The 15,444-nt window shown below is 39.1% G+C and carries 15 protein-coding genes; 5 read left to right on the forward strand and 10 right to left on the reverse strand.

Annotated elements, in window-relative coordinates:
* Window positions 1-367 precede the first annotated feature (367 nt).
* The 5 genes from CKV70_RS13425 to CKV70_RS13445 all read left to right on the forward strand — a co-directional run bounded on the left by CKV70_RS13425 (window position 368) and on the right by CKV70_RS13445 (window position 5,862).
* Window positions 368-2,254 (forward strand): FAD-dependent oxidoreductase, encoded by a 1,887-nt coding sequence (locus CKV70_RS13425; RefSeq protein ID WP_003726299.1) that lies wholly within the window; start codon window positions 368-370, stop codon window positions 2,252-2,254.
* Between the two features lie 175 nt (window positions 2,255-2,429).
* Window positions 2,430-2,864: a flavin-based extracellular electron transfer system protein EetA gene (gene eetA, locus CKV70_RS13430; RefSeq protein WP_003733042.1), complete on the forward strand. Its 435-nt coding sequence runs from the start codon at window positions 2,430-2,432 to the stop codon at window positions 2,862-2,864.
* Between the two features lie 32 nt (window positions 2,865-2,896).
* Window positions 2,897-3,439 carry a flavinylation system FAD exporter subunit EetB gene (gene eetB / locus CKV70_RS13435; RefSeq protein WP_003723627.1) on the forward strand — a complete coding sequence of 181 codons (543 nt, stop codon included), beginning with the start codon at window positions 2,897-2,899 and terminating at the stop codon, window positions 3,437-3,439.
* Window positions 3,440-3,460: 21 nt separating this feature from the next.
* The gene (locus tag CKV70_RS13440) at window positions 3,461-4,441 is read left to right on the forward strand and encodes a polyprenyl synthetase family protein (RefSeq protein WP_003723628.1); all 981 of its coding nucleotides are present in this window, start codon (window positions 3,461-3,463) and stop codon (window positions 4,439-4,441) included.
* A gap of 89 nt (window positions 4,442-4,530) precedes the next feature.
* Window positions 4,531-5,862 carry a cyclic nucleotide phosphodiesterase gene (locus CKV70_RS13445; protein ID WP_014601177.1) on the forward strand — a complete coding sequence of 444 codons (1,332 nt, stop codon included), beginning with the start codon at window positions 4,531-4,533 and terminating at the stop codon, window positions 5,860-5,862.
* A 44-nt stretch (window positions 5,863-5,906) separates the two neighbouring features.
* Here the strand turns inward: CKV70_RS13445 and CKV70_RS13450 are convergent, their stop codons facing one another.
* From CKV70_RS13450 to CKV70_RS13495, 10 genes are all read right to left on the reverse strand, one after another.
* Window positions 5,907-6,893, reverse strand: coding sequence for a DUF4003 domain-containing protein (locus tag CKV70_RS13450; protein WP_003723630.1), 987 nt, complete (start codon window positions 6,891-6,893; stop codon window positions 5,907-5,909).
* Between the two features lie 27 nt (window positions 6,894-6,920).
* The gene (locus CKV70_RS13455) at window positions 6,921-7,733 is read right to left on the reverse strand and encodes an SMI1/KNR4 family protein (RefSeq protein ID WP_014601178.1); all 813 of its coding nucleotides are present in this window, start codon (window positions 7,731-7,733) and stop codon (window positions 6,921-6,923) included.
* Window positions 7,734-7,811: 78 nt separating this feature from the next.
* Entirely contained in the window at window positions 7,812-8,555 is a 744-nt protein-coding gene (locus CKV70_RS13460) for an SIS domain-containing protein (protein ID WP_003733045.1), read from the reverse strand.
* Window positions 8,556-9,275, reverse strand: coding sequence for a KDGP aldolase family protein (locus CKV70_RS13465; protein ID WP_003723633.1), 720 nt, complete (start codon window positions 9,273-9,275; stop codon window positions 8,556-8,558).
* Entirely contained in the window at window positions 9,235-9,984 is a 750-nt protein-coding gene (locus CKV70_RS13470) for a creatininase family protein (protein WP_010990032.1), read from the reverse strand. The genes CKV70_RS13465 and CKV70_RS13470 overlap by 41 nt, the downstream gene beginning before the upstream one ends.
* 12 nt (window positions 9,985-9,996) lie before the next feature.
* A complete protein-coding gene (locus CKV70_RS13475) occupies window positions 9,997-10,989 on the reverse strand; it encodes a phosphotriesterase family protein (RefSeq protein WP_014601179.1) in 993 nt (330 codons plus the stop codon).
* A gap of 68 nt (window positions 10,990-11,057) precedes the next feature.
* A complete protein-coding gene (locus CKV70_RS13480; RefSeq protein ID WP_003726308.1) occupies window positions 11,058-12,356 on the reverse strand; it encodes a PTS ascorbate transporter subunit IIC in 1,299 nt (432 codons plus the stop codon).
* 26 nt (window positions 12,357-12,382) lie between these two features.
* Window positions 12,383-12,655 carry a PTS sugar transporter subunit IIB gene (locus CKV70_RS13485; RefSeq protein WP_003723637.1) on the reverse strand — a complete coding sequence of 91 codons (273 nt, stop codon included), beginning with the start codon at window positions 12,653-12,655 and terminating at the stop codon, window positions 12,383-12,385.
* Between the two features lie 2 nt (window positions 12,656-12,657).
* A complete protein-coding gene (locus CKV70_RS13490; RefSeq protein WP_010990034.1) occupies window positions 12,658-13,092 on the reverse strand; it encodes a PTS sugar transporter subunit IIA in 435 nt (144 codons plus the stop codon).
* A gap of 192 nt (window positions 13,093-13,284) precedes the next feature.
* Window positions 13,285-15,351 carry a BglG family transcription antiterminator gene (locus CKV70_RS13495; protein WP_014601180.1) on the reverse strand — a complete coding sequence of 689 codons (2,067 nt, stop codon included), beginning with the start codon at window positions 15,349-15,351 and terminating at the stop codon, window positions 13,285-13,287.
* Between the last annotated feature and the right edge of the window lie 93 nt (window positions 15,352-15,444).

The raw sequence follows: 15,444 nt of genomic DNA on the forward strand, positions 1-15,444 counted from the left end.
ATCACTTTTACAATACAAATGATACCATCAGCGCCCGGTTTTGTCTACTGTAATTCTAAAGACATAATTCATCTAATTTTCAAAATAATGACTATTGATATACAAAAGATGGCTTAAACCAACCTTTTCTAGCAAAATAGCAAACAAAAATGTCTAACATCCTATGTTAAACAAGGACTTTTAGCCTGCTTAATTATGTAACATTTGCACAAAGTCCTATTTTTCAAATTTAGATTAGAATTGTTCTTTACTATCTAGACATTAGTAGGAGGTTTCTGTTAAACTATGATAGGTTATAATAATACTGTGGGGAATTTTGGACTCATTTTATTTTTGTGAATAAACTTACAAGGAGTTGAGGAAGCATATGCCTGAAAAGAATATCGTTTTAATTGGGGCAGGATATGCAGGTGTACACGCTGCTAAGAAATTAGCTAAGAAATACAAGAAAGACAAAGACGTTAATATTACATTAATCGATCGTCATTCGTACCATACAATGATGACTGAACTACATGAGGTTGCTGGTGGTCGTGTTGAACCAACTGCAATTCAATATGATTTACGTCGTTTGTTTAATAGAACAAAAGTTAATCTTGTAACTGATAACGTGACACATGTAGATCATGATAAAAAAGTTGTAACAACAGAACACGGAAGCTATCCGTTTGATTACCTAGTATTAGGTATGGGCGGCGAACCTAATGATTTCGGGACTCCTGGTGTTGGCGAAAATGGCTTTACACTTTGGTCTTGGGAAGATTCTGTTAAGTTACGCAATCATATTGAAGAAACTGTAACGAAAGCATCTCGCGAACAAGACGTTGAAAAACGTAAAGCAATGTTAACATTCGTTGTTTGTGGATCTGGATTTACTGGTATCGAAATGGTTGGGGAACTTTTAGAATGGAAAGATCGTCTTGCTAAAGATAATAAAATTGACGCATCTGAAATTAAACTAGTTGTAGTAGAAGCTGCTCCAACAATTCTAAACATGCTTGAAAGAAGAGACGCTGACAAAGCAGAACGTTACATGGTTAAAAAAGGTATTGAAATCATGAAAAACGCTGCTATCGTTGAAGTTAAACCTGAAAGCATCGTACTTAAATCTGGCGAAGAACTTCCAACAAGCACATTAATTTGGACTGCTGGTGTTCGCGCTAACTCCGATACAAAAGATTACGGTATGGAATCTGCTCGTGCAGGCCGTTTGAAAGTAAACCAATATATGGAAGCAGAAGGTCTTAAAGACGTTTATGTTGTTGGTGACCTTGCTTACTTTGAAGATGAAGAAGGCAAACCAACTCCGCAAATCGTTGAAGGTGCTGAACAAACTGCATTAACTGCAGCGAAAAGTATCATCGTTGAAATGAGCGGTACTGGCGAGAAAGAACCATTCCAAGGTAAATACCATGGTGTAATGGTTTCTATTGGAGCTAAATATGGTGTTGCTCATCTTGGTGGCATGCATCTTTCTGGTTGGTTCGCTATTTTAATGAAACATATGGTTAACTTGTACTACTTCTTCGGTATCCGTAGTGGTTACTACATGTGGCAATATATTATGCATGAATTCTTCCACATTAAAGATCACCGCAATATTTTCCGTGGTTGGACTTCTCGTTATGGTAACGTACTTTGGGTTCTTCCTTTACGTGTATATCTAGGTTGGTTCTGGATTGACGAAGCTCTTTCTAAAATCTACGGTGAAACTACATGGGATAAAGTAAGTATTACAAATTTAAAACCTTTATTTAACGGTATCGGTTCTGACTCTTGGTTAACTGCAACTACCTCTAAAATGCCATTCGAATGGTTACAAACTGCTGCTACATCTGGTGCTAGTCAAGCTGCCGGTGATGCTGCTGGGGCTGCTGCAACAAACGTAACTACTCCAATTCTTAGTCATATGCCTGGTTGGTTCCAGTGGATTATGGAACTTCTAATGCCAAATCTTGATGTTGCTCTAGTAATGCAAAAAGTTGTACCTTTTGTTGAACTTGCAATCGGTCTTGCTATGGTAGTAGGTCTATTCACTTGGCTTGTAAGTATCGGAAGTGCTGGATTCCTAGTAATGTTTACACTAAGCGCTATGCTTGGTTGGGACAAATTCTGGGCGTTACCAGCTTCTATCGCACTTCTAAATGGCGCTGGTCGTACATTTGGTCTTGATTATTGGGCTGTTCCTTGGTTCCAAAAACATCTTGGTCATTGGTGGTACGGTAAGCCGAGATCCGTTTACAGAGACAAGTAAATTAGTTAGTTAAAATTTTAAATAAAAACTCGGGAGTGCATCCAAAAGCCAGTTTTGGCATAGGAGGTGCTTCCGTTTTTATTATTTGTTGATTTCTTGAACTTTTTCCTATTATATTTAGGCATAATCCTTTAAAATAGGATTTGTACATGACATTTTGAAAGGAGGCAATACGGTGAAGAAGTATCTTTCTATGGTGAAGCGTTGGGATATTATTATTATTTTATCTCTTTGTATACTCTCCTTTTTGCCGATTGCTATTTTTTCATATGTAAAAGCGAATGAACCGGCTCCTGCTAACGGAAAAAAAGAGCTTGTTGCAGTTATTTCTGTTGATAATAAAGAATATAAGACTGTTACACTCACTGGACATAAAGGAACGGAAAGCTTTGATGTGAAACAACCAGATGGACATACTAACACGATTGAGGTTTCAGGGGAAGAAATCCGAATTAGTAAAGCGAACTGTAACGATCAAGTATGTGTTCGGACTGGAGCAATTGATAAACAAGGCGATACCGTTGTTTGTCTTCCACATAAGTTAGTAATTGAAGTAAAAGCGAGTGACGGGAGTTCAGGCGATTCAGATGATCCGATTATCTCTTCCTGACCTTATCCTCTAATAGATAGGAAAGTGTTTTTATGACAAAAAACAGACGATTAGTATATATAGCACTTTTGGCTGCTCAAGCGGTTGTCATTAGTTTACTCGAACGGGCTATTCCGTTTCCATTTGCGTTTGCTCCTGGGGCGAAACTAGGTCTTGCTAATATTATTACGTGTATTTCGCTTTATACGTTATCGGCAAAAGATACATTTATGATTATCTGCATTAGGTTAGTATTATCCACTTTGCTTGGTGGGACAATTTCAACCTTTATGTATAGCGCGGCCGGAGCTATCTTGAGTTTTCTTGGGATGTGGCTCGTACAGCAACTTGGGCCGAAACGCGTGAGCATCATTGGCGTTAGCGTTACCGGTGGGATTTTACATAACGTTGGTCAGCTCGTAATCGCTAGTTGGATTGCTGGTACTTGGTCCGTTATGCTTTATTTACCAGTATTATCTTTCATCGGAATTCTTTCTGGGATTGCGGTTGGGATTGCTGCAAATTACCTACTAAAAAACGTCCAAACTTTGCGGATGTTCGCTGATGCTAAACAAAGTCAAGCAGCACAAAAATAACTTTTAAAAAAGGAGTTCAATATGCAACTTCATGCTATGTGGGATGAGTATCCTGCACTTTCCAAAGATTTACAAGAAGTCTTACAAACGATTGAAAAAAATATTCAAATTCGCGATAAACACGTTGAGCAAAATGTGAAAGATTTGATTCATGCCGGCGGGAAATTACTGCGCCCAGCTTTTGCACTTCTTTCTGCTCAAGCTGGTCCTGATTATGATAAAGACCGCGCTGTTTCGATTGCTGCTGCACTTGAAGTACTTCATATGGCAACGTTGATTCATGATGATGTCGTTGATGATTCTCCGTTACGCCGTGGCATCCCGACAATTCATTCTAAATATGGTCGTAATTATGCTGTTTATACAGGCGATTATTTATTCTGCATCTGTTTCAAAATTCTATCCGCACATGCTTCTTCCGTGGAGAACATTGAATTTAATAGTAAAAATATCGAAAAAATCTTAATGGGCGAACTAGATCAAATGCGCACGAGCTATAAAATGAACGTGACCGTTCGCGAGTATTTAACCCGTATTTCTGGTAAAACAGCACAATTATTTGCGCTTAGTTGTTACTCCGGTGCAACAGGTAGTAAAGCAACACGAATGACAGTTGCAAAATGTTATAACATCGGGCATTATCTTGGCATGGCTTTCCAAATTATTGACGACGTACTGGATTACACAAGTACAGATGAAGGTCTTGGCAAACCCGTTTTAAATGATATGAAACAAGGTATTTATTCTCTACCGCTTATTTATGCAATGAAAGGTCACTTGGCGGAATTCGAACCACTTCTTTCTCAAAAACTAGATATGACTGATGATGCTTCCGAACAAGTTTTAGCACTTATTTCTAAGTATAAAGGTGTCGAACAGGCATTCAAACTTGCAAAAAAATATACGAATAAAGCGCTTCGTGAAATCAAAAAACTACCAGCTGGCGCATATCGTGAAGATATGTACCGCTTGACGAAAAACATTTTAGATCGAGATATCTAAACCGTTTAGAACATTGCTCCTTCCATATTGAGTTTTGTTCTAAATTTTGGAACTTATTGTGAAAATACAAACATGAAAGCGTGATTAACGTGATTCGATTTTTTAAAATAGTTACACCACTACTCTTGTCTATCTCTTTAGTCGCTTGTAGTTCTGTAAGTGGCAAAACGGATAAAATTACTGCGCCAATCGAGAAAGATCGTAATTTATCCATGGTCGTAACGACAGATGTCCATTACTTTGCGCCGTCACTAACGGACAACGGAAAAGCTTTTGAAAAATATGTGGCTGCGGGCGATGGTAAGCAATTAGCCTATAGCGATGAAATAACAGATGCTTTTTTAGCAGATGTAGAGTCCAAAAAGACAGACGTCCTTATTATTAGCGGCGACCTTACGAACAACGGTGAAAAAACAAGTCATGAGGAGTTAGCCAAAAAACTTACTCAAGTAGAGAAAACTGGGACGCAGGTTTTTGTTGTTCCGGGTAATCATGACATTAACAACCCTTGGGCTCGCAAATTTGAAAAAGATAAGCAGTTACCAACCGACACTATATCACCAACTGATTTTAGTAAAATTTATAGTGATTTTGGATATGAAGATGCTATTTCAACTGATGAGTTTTCGCTGAGCTATTTAGCGGCTCCTTCTTCCAAAGTATGGCTACTAATGTTAGATACGGCTATTTATAAAACAAATATGCAGCAAGGAAATCCCACAACGGAAGGCGGACTAACAGCCGGAACATTAGATTGGATAAAAGAAAGTAGTGCGCTTGCTAAGAAAAATGGCGCTAAGCTTATCCCTGTTTTGCATCATAATTTAACTGATCATAATGATGTCATCCAAAAAGGTTATACTATTAATTATAATCAACAAGTGATTGATGCGCTTACGGAAGGCGCTATGGATTTTTCTCTAAGTGGTCACATCCATACGCAAAATATCCGTTCTGCGAAAAGCACAGATGGCAAAGAAATCACCGATATCGTAACCAATGCTCTCTCTGTTTTTCCGCATAAATATGGCAATATTACTTATAGTGCCAAAAATAAAAACTTCACGTATCAATCTCAAAAGTTAGATATGGAAGCCTGGGCAAAAGCGCAAGGCTCTACGGATGAAAACTTGCTTAATTTTGATCAGTTTGATTACGAAACTTTTTATAATAGTGGCTACGATAAGGCAATGATGGATTTAATGACCGATGAGTCTTATGATAAGTACAACCAAGCAGATAAGGAAAAAATGGCAGATACGATGGGATTAAATAACATGTATTTCTTCGCCGGAACTGCCCCTCCAAAATCTGATGGTATGGCTTTATGGGATTCTGCACCGAATTCATTTTTGAAAGATTACGTTTTAAGTTCGTCCAATCCACCTAAGAAAAGTAATGACTATTATGTTAGTCCTTAAATAATAAAAAACTGGTAGCCGTTGTGGCTTACCAGTTTTTTGTATTAACTAGATGCAGCTGCCGCACTCGCTGCCGCAGCTGCACTTACCGCAGCTGCTTGTTCCATTGCAATCAATATATGCACATTGACCATTAATCCTTCTAATTGTTCCTTACTCATTTGACCAGATTGTTTTTCCGTATATAGGCTTATCGCTAGAGCTGTAACGAATTCTCGTCCGAAACGCAAGCCGGGTTGTTGCTGTAATTCATCAATTAAGTTCACTAACCCTGAATCGATTTTTCGCCCATCCATGACAAAAGCTAAAATTCCAATACTCGAGTAATGTATTGGTTTTACTTTTATCCCTTTTTGGCGTAGTTCTTCTACAATATTATCTACTCTTCGAATGAATTTACTATCTTTTTCACCGTACAAAAGCGTTCCTGTTGTTGCTAAAAATTGTAAGCTATCATTTTTGCGGAAACCTTTTGCAGCAAATTCTTGAAAATAATATTCTGTCACTTCAGCCAATTTCGTGGTGTTTTCTTCTGGTAGATTAGCTAGGAAAACGGCGGTTGTTACATCTTCACTTTTGGTTAAAAACGGGTGATCTTTTTTGAAAAGTTGGTGGATCGTTTTTGCTTTTTGGGCTGTCTTTGTTGGATTTTCTGATTCTAATAATAAGTATGCCGCAAAGTAAGTATATTCTGTGCGCTGGAATCCTGCTTGGATTAACGTGTTATAGTTAGCAATTACTTGCTGAACGCTCTCTCGGCTGGCATTATTGTTTGCCATAAGTAATCCTACAAGAGATGCGCGAACATTTCCGTTTAGCGCTGTGAACATGCCTAATTGTCGCTTAATTTCTTTATTTATTTCATTGAATCTCTCCGGATTAACCACTTCATTATTTCCCGCAAAAAGACGAGCAATTAGAAAGCGAATTCGTTTATCAATAAAACTAACACCACTCGTTTTCACTAACTCATAGTTCTTCATCAATAATTTCGTTGCTTGTTCGCTATCAAATACATATGCTGAATCCATCGGCTACACTCCTTCTTGTTTTTTGAATTAATATTCCTCTCTGTACAAACTCAAAATAAACGCTTCAAAATTATCAGCTAGCTTCATTATTTTATAATCAGCCTCTTGATCAATATGAACGACTGCGGGCTCGCCTGTTTTTCCGCAATTTCGATAATCCAAGAAAACCATATCATGTCCGGCTGACGGGCAATCGGCAATAGCTAAACCAACATCGGGATAACCCCACTCTTCTATCCAAAAATTTGTGTTGTGCATACCATTCAATGCAGATATCCCTTGGTTTCCTATTCCCATAATCCCAGTAATAGCTACACAATTCTCCGACCATGAACTTGGCTCTATCGTAGGAACAGAACCGGTTGATACTATACCTCCATTTTGGGTATGGCGCATTAAGTAGATATAAGATTTAGGTAACTTATAGCCTAGTTCTGCTTCGATTGCAGCCACTCTTTGCGGCGTAGGGTATACATCTTTATAGTCATTTTCGTAATCAAACTCTAGCCAAAGCTCTGCTAGACTATCCCCTTGGAAAAATGTCCCGACCTCACTAAAATATTCATCTAACTCAGCGAAAATTTGCTTAGCTTTTTCACGTTCGAACTCGACTGCTTCCAGATCTTGCATCTCTTCTAAAATCGACATGAGCTGTTGATAGATTTCGGGAAAATGTTCGCCACTTTGGTAGAGCACATCGCTAAGTAATACCGTTGCTGTAAAGATATCTCTTTTATTTTCGGTTGTCACTTCTTGTTTCCAACAAGTTTCAAGTAAGCGAATCGCCTCTTTTGTTTTTCCTTTGTCTAAATAATATAATGCTTTTCTTGTTGTAAGCATATTATTCCTCCACTAACCTTAATAACTTCATTATACTAAAAAAACCCTAGGGAAACAAAAACCCTAGGGACGCTATTTTTATAAATTCATTCCAAGCAATGGAATTCGCTCCTTGTATTTATCAACAAGTGCTTGATTATGTGCATCGGCATTTTCGACATTTCCACTAATAAATACTGGCGGTGTGAAGTTGTCGTTTACCATTTTTTCAATTGCTTCTGCAAAAATGGATTGCAAGATGACCGCGCCTGTTACTGTAGATGTTGGTGCGAAGGCGATATCGAAGTTTGCTGATTTTAGGACGGCATCTCCTTTAACAGCACCGTTATCGATTACAATGTCCCCAGCATCAGATAGCCGTTTTCCGGAGGTGTGGCGGGATTTTTGGCTGGCCGAGTATTGGAGCGAAGTAATCACGATGACAAATGCACCTTTTTCGCGGGCAATTTCAGCAACATCAATTGGTACGGGGTTTCGTCCAGACGTCGATAGCACAATCATGATATCGCCAGGACGGATATCTTCCTCTGCCATAAATGTTTTCGCATAATCATTTTTCCGTTCCAGCACAGATGACGCCGCAGCTCCTTCGTGAAGCATAAGTGGTTCATGTAAAATCGGATGAATCGCAGCAAGTCCACCTGCCCGGTAAAATACTTCCTCTGTTAAAATATGCGAGTGACCGCAGCCAAATAAATGGATTACACCGTCGTTTTCGATGGACTTGGCTACCTTCGCTCCTGCTTCTTTTACATAATCAGCTTCATTATCGAGAATGTTTTCTAATAAACGAACCGTAATATCGACATAATTATTAATCATTTAATTCCCCTCCAAAGCTGCAAAAATTTTCTCGATTTCTTCCGGCTTTGTTCGGCCAGTTGCTTTGTCAATTGTTTTTCCGAAAATATGTGGCATGTAAAACGGAATTCCTGTGGACTTGATGGCGGTTGTTATTTCAAGAATATTGTCAGCTCCAATTCCTCCCGCTGGCTCAATACCGTAAATGCCTTTATCTGCTGCAATTTTTGTTAAGTAAACTAGTTCATCTAAATATTTCGTGCCTTCAATGCTCATAAATTTAATGGACGGGATGTTGGCGGATAGACAATAATCGACAGCTTCTTCAGCGGTAATTTCATCTCCGGAAGATAGTTTTACAATACCTACTTTTCCAGTTGGTCGAACGAGTGCATTAGTGTATGTTTCCGGGAGTAAGCCATTTGTTAATCCCGCGGTTTCGATTGGCTGGTTAATATGACTGTTTGGAGCCAGACGAGCAATATGAAGAACATCGCGCCAGTTTTGCCAGTCTCCGCCACCACCAAGGCCAACACTAATGACCTCAGCAGTAGTTTGTAGTTCTTTCACCACATTTGCGGCTTCTTCTGCTGTTTCATAGTTCGTTGCAACGATTCCTGGAACGGCAAAACCGCGCGCTGCCACCATGACTTCCAGGCTATTTTCCTTATCTTTCGCTAAAAAATTAAATAGCGCAAAATTATTCCATTTCGGTAGATTTTCGAATTTTTTCTTGTTCAAGTTTTATCAACTCCACACATGTTTTTAACGTTTTTTCGATCAAGTATTCGCCTTTTTCTGCTGTTGCCAAAGTTGCTTCTCCTAAAACTGCTGTCTTGGTAAAGGTTTGCCACGGGGTTGGCGTGAAATCCGCATCGATTGGTAAAATTGGCGGATCATCAATAGCGCGACTCATATCCGTATTTTCCGGTGATAAGTAGAGCATGAGTGACGTTTCAATTTCACAAGCATGAATATAGGTATGATGATTTGCTTTTCCTTCGCGCACGTCCATTGCTAATTTTTGGATATTCGGGTAAAAAATGTGCAAGATAACCATGTCCGGGAACTTGGCATATAGTTCGCGCGCTGCATCCTTTAACGCCGCCATATTTCCAAGATGTCCACTCACTGGTACAAACAGGCGGAATCCTTGTTTATATAGACTTTCACCAATCTCTACAACTACTTTCGTTACCGTTTCATTTGATAACGTCAAACTTCCTGGAAAATCTTGCAAACTCCAAACTTGGCCGTATGGCAATACCGGAAGTACAAATCCATCTGTTTTCGCTGCTATTTTCGCAGAATATTCTGACGCTAAAATATTGTCTGTCCCTAATGGCAAATGTGGCCCGTGCGCTTCAACCGCTCCTATTGGCAAAATGACTGGTTTCGTTTTCGTGATTTTTGCGCCAATATCAAATGAATTTTCATCTGCATATAACACAGATTTCGCCTCCTATTTTTTAAATGTAAAACATCTTGCTGGGTTATCCACGAAGAATTTTTTAACTAATTTTTCTCCGTCAAAGCCTTTTTCGTTTGCTTCATCAATAAAGCGTGGCACCCATTTTTTGGCGATGTATTCAAGGCCAGGCCCGTGACCGTAATGTTTATAATATGTTTTCCGTGCTGTATCACCACTAACTAAAATCTGATCTTCAAATCCTTCTGAGACTAGATATAGAATCGCAGCAATTCGGGCACTTTCTGGCGCGTATTTAATTTTGGCAATACCATCGAATGACATGAATGCGCCTGTTTTTGCGACTTGCTTATGATAATACGGGTCGAGGTTGCGGTCCATATGACCAATAGATAGATATTCTAACGGGATATTTTCTTGTTTTAAAATCTCGATTTGCTCTAAAGCCATCGTTCCCGCTTCTGTGTGAGAATGAATTGGTGCTTTTGTCTCGTGATGTGCTCTAGCAACCGCGCGTATCGTCTTTTCTTCTAAAGGTGTAATCATATTATAACCAGTGCCAAATTTCACCTGACCAGCCTTATACGGCGTTCCTTCAAGTCCATTTTCGACTTCATTTACAACGAATTCCGTTAGTTTTTCCGTTGAAGTATTTTCAATCCATTCATAATAGGTTTCAAAATCCCCGATGATTGGCTTCAGTTCAGGCTTAATTTTCCCATCCCACAAGAAGCTTTTGTTAAAACCGGCTGTTCCAACGATTTGAATACCTGTTTCTTTGGAAATTTGCGCTACATCTAGCACGCGTCTACCGTAATCAACCGCCGTCGCATCGACAATTGTTTTTCCGCCTAAGTCCGCGAAATCTTGTACATCAAGTTGTGATTTTTCTTTATCATCTAAAAGTAAATCGTCGGCATCTCGCTCTTGCCAGTAAGCCGGTACGCAGACAATATGCTCATGTGAATAAGTGAAGCCCAATTGATCTGGGGCAATATCTCCATAAAAAGTACGAATAAAACTCATTTTTAAAACTTCCTTTCAAAAAACCTCTTCCTCTTGAATGCTAGACAAGGAAGAGGTTTAGATTTTACTTAAAAGAATAACTTCGCTAACATGCTGACAATTGGTCCGAGGATAAACATATCTGAGTCGGCTGCCCACATTGCTGTATCTGGAACAGTCGTATTGATAAAGAAGGTAACCATAATATATTGTCCCCAAGCAACAACCGTAGCTGTTAAGAATCCACCTATCAAAGCTCCTCTCACCCCACCAGTTGAGTTACCGAATACCCCAGCAACTGCCCCGTGGAAGAAGAGAACGATCATTGTTGGCACAAACACGTAGCCAACTGTATTTCCAAGTACTACTAACCAGATAATCGCTCCAATGAACGCACCCACGAAACCGATAATTACGGAGTTTGGTGCATATGGATAAACGATTGGCGCATCCAGTGCAGGTTTCGCACCCGGTACAAGTTTTGTTGCAATACCATTGAAGGCCGGTACGATTTCACCGATAAACATCCGCACACCTACAAGAACGATGGCGATACCAGCTGCAAACGTAAAGGACTGAACGATGGAGTATACGATGAAGCTTTGATTTCCAGCTTCTGCGATTAATTTTTCTGCTCCTGGTGTTTTCTTCACCATGAGGATTACTGCACCGACTACGAACAGAATTCCCATTGTAAGAGCTGTAATAACGTTTGAGTCACGTAGGAACTCTAATTTTTTCGGTAAGTTAATATGTTCTGCATCATTTTTCTTATTTCCGAATACTTTTCCTAGTAAAGCGGATAGAATCGCTACACTGGATGAAGTATGTCCTAATGCGACGTTATCGTTTCCTGTAATTTTACGTAAGAATGGTTGTGTAATCGCTGGTTGTAATGTCCAGTAAAGACCCATAATTACTGCTAAGAAGAGTACAAGTCCCCAGAACGGAATATCTCCGCCAACAGCTTGCACAGTAATTCCTGCAAAAATAGTTGTTGTCCAGAACATCATATGACCAGTTAAATAAATGTACTTAAATGGTGTAAATCTTGCTAATAATACGTTGACTAAAAATCCGAGTGTCATCGCAAGTGTTACGGCACTACCAAATTTTGCATTAAAGGCTTCTTGTCCTAAAAATCCTGCAAGTGGCGGTGTTTCAAGCCCGAATACTTCTTTCCACATTGGTTCAAAAATCCCAAGGGAACCAGTAATAACAGCCGCACCAGCGTTAATAATTAAGAATCCAATAATTGCCTTGAACGTTCCGCTAATAACTTGGCTTAAATTTTTCTTCTGTAAAAGTAACCCGAGAAGTACGATAAAACCTAAAAGTATGGCTGGGGTCCCAAAAAAGTTATTGGCAATCCACGTAATAATCTCCATTTTTTTCCCACCTTTTTTTGTCTTATTTAACTATTGATTGCTGCGGATAATGCATTTTTAATTTCTGCGTTGTCAAAATAGTTGTTGACGATGACTACTTTGGCGCTTGTATCTGTTCCAAGTGTTTCTGCTAACTCTTGGCTTGTAACGATAATATCCACATTCATTGAGCGAGCAGCTGATACATCAATATGCTCCACGTCTGCGTCTACTCCCATATCGCGTAAAACTGTTTCTACATTCATTCGTAAAATTAAGCTTGTTCCTTGCCCAAGTCCACACACTGCTAAAATTTTCATTGTTATCCCTCCACTAATTCTCCAATTGCTTGGTAATCTTCTGAATGAATCATTTTTTCAATATTATCGTTGTTACTAAGCAAGGAGACGATTTTTTGAATGACTTTCAAATGTGCCTCACTTGAAGTAGCTGCGAGCCCAAAAACTAATCGTACGGGATCATTTGCGGCGTGTCCGAAATTCACGCCATCTTTTAGAACGACTAGTGATACTGCAGAGTTTTCCACACCATCCGTTGGTCTTGCATGAGGAATTGCTATTTGAGGTGCAATGACAAAGTACGCACCATTTTCATGATAAGATTCCACCATTTTTTCTACATACTGCTCGCTCACATAACCTGCATTCACTAATAATTCTCCTGCTTGCACGATTGCTTCGTCAGCATTTTTAGCTGACCCATGCAGATTCACAAGCTCTTTATCCAAAAAAGACATATCTCTTCATCCCTTCTAACTAATTGATAGCGCTATCAATAACTTACACTCTTATTATAGCTGTAGCTCCTCTGTTTAAAAAAGCCCAATTCCTTTCTTTTCGAAAGTGCAAAGAATAGACTGTTACATTTTGTTGTTATCGAGCATACAAAAAGCCAGCGCGGCATCTTTGTGCCCCACTGGCTTTATCGCTTATTTTATGGTTAACATTGCGGCAATTTCCGCGGCTGATGTCGCTTGTTCAATCTGCTCTAGCAAGTGATGTTTCATGATTAAATTAGTGAGTTGGCTAAGTGCATTAATATGTGTGTAGGAGTCAATGGAAGCGAGCACAATAATTAATTTAACCTGATCCTTCGCTTTACTTGAAAATGATACTGGCTGATTTAAGCGCAGTAAGCTCATTCCGACTCGATATGCGCCGTCATCCACAGAAGCATGGGGAAGTGCAATCCCTGGTGCAATAACAATGTATGGCCCGAGTTTCTCAATATTTTCAATCATCGCATGCTGATAATTTCTCGAGATGTAGCCTTCTTGTTGCAGCGATTTCGAGGCAACTAGGATAGCTTCACGCCAGTCCGCCACACTTTCTTTAAAAGTAATTCGTTCTTTCGGTAAAAGTTCTTCGAGTGTTGGAGATTTTTCTAGTTGGCTGTCTGATTGCACTTGGAACAATACCGACTTCAGCTTGGCCGCCAATTTTTCGCGGTCTTCCACTTTGGCGTATTGATCCACCACATCAAGCACAGAAGACAACATGCGCGCATCCGAGTCTTTTTGCAAAACGTGCGGGGCAATCGCCTTCATCAGTTGTTGTTTCTGCGCCTCGGTCAAAATCGGACTCACAATGAAAACTGGTGCTTTCGGTTCCATAATTGGCAAAGTTGACACAATAAAGTCTGGCGCGTATAACCCTTTTTCAAACTCACGGATGGAAATTGGTTCTAATATCTCTACTCGTTCACCAAGTAATTGCGATAATTGCCGTTCAATCATCCGCGACGTTCCGACGCCTTTGGAGCAAACGATTAAGAGCTTTTTTCGTTCAACTAAAGTATTGTTTTTGCGTGAAAGATAGCCGCCGAACAAGATTGTTACGTACGCTATTTCATCCTCTGGTATTGCTTCACCAAGCAAATCTTCTAGCGGTTCGAGTGATTTTTTCGTAATCTCGTACACATCACTGTAACTTTGTTTAATGTCTGTACGCAGCGGGTTAATCCACTCAATTTGGAATTTAAGACGGTAGTATGCTGGTTGTAAATGGAGTAATAAATCTTTTTTCAAATTGCGATGGTCTTCAAAATTCACACAAGCAAGGCGTTCAAATTCAGCAATGATTTTTTCAACGATTAGATCTAGTTTTCCTTCAGCAGCCGCATCATCATTCAAACGACTCGCACCAAGCAAAAGTTTACCTAAATAAGTGATTTCCGCATGATTAATTTTAAAATTCTCGCTTTGCTGCAATTGCTGATAAATTTCCTGCGCAATACCAAATGATTCTACTTCATGTTCTTCTTTCTCATTTAAATAACAATTGCGTTTCATTCGTTCCTTAAAGAAGAAAATCATAATACCAATACGCTCAATAACTTCATCTGTGTAACGAATACCGATTTTTTTCTCTGTGACTGCTAAAATTTCGAAAATCATATCTAATTTGGGAAATAACTCCTGATTTTTTATCATCGGATTAATTTTCATTAAATCGAGCAACTGGTCCGCGGTTGCGATTTCTTCGTTATTCATACAATAATGAATAAAAAATTGGCGTATACTCCGCTCATCACCCAGAACCATATTCCCATTTTTACGATCATAAGCGAGCTCTAAATTAAACTGTTTTAGCGCTAATTTTAATTGTTTAATATCCTGTAAACTGGTATTACGACTGACTTCATTGCATTCATTAATCGTATCGATAATTACTCGCGCATCTGTTACGAGCAGAAAAAATAAAATACGGATGCGGCGTTCACTAGCTGAAAAAACTTTGTGGCTCGCTTCCCTATTTTCAAGGATCTCTTTAATTGTCGTTTTTTCTTCTTCTAATAAATAATACCCTTGTCCACGAACGGATTGAATACCATCAAGTCCTATATTATCTAATTCTTTATTAATTTTTTCCACATCATATTGAAGTGTTCGTTTGGAAATTCCTAGTTCTTCTTGTAATTTCTCAGGTGCAAGATATACATTCGCTACAACGAGCGATTCGAGCAACGCCATATTTCGAGCATCAAATTGTACCAATTGGCCTACCTCCTTGATTTCGGTCTAGAAGGTAAAAAGATATGTCTACTTTAAGGTTATGCGAAAATGTGATATTTTTCAAGTTAATTTTTA

Source organism: Listeria monocytogenes (genome assembly GCF_900187225.1).
In the GTDB taxonomy this organism is placed as follows: Bacteria; Bacillota; Bacilli; order Lactobacillales; family Listeriaceae; genus Listeria; species Listeria monocytogenes.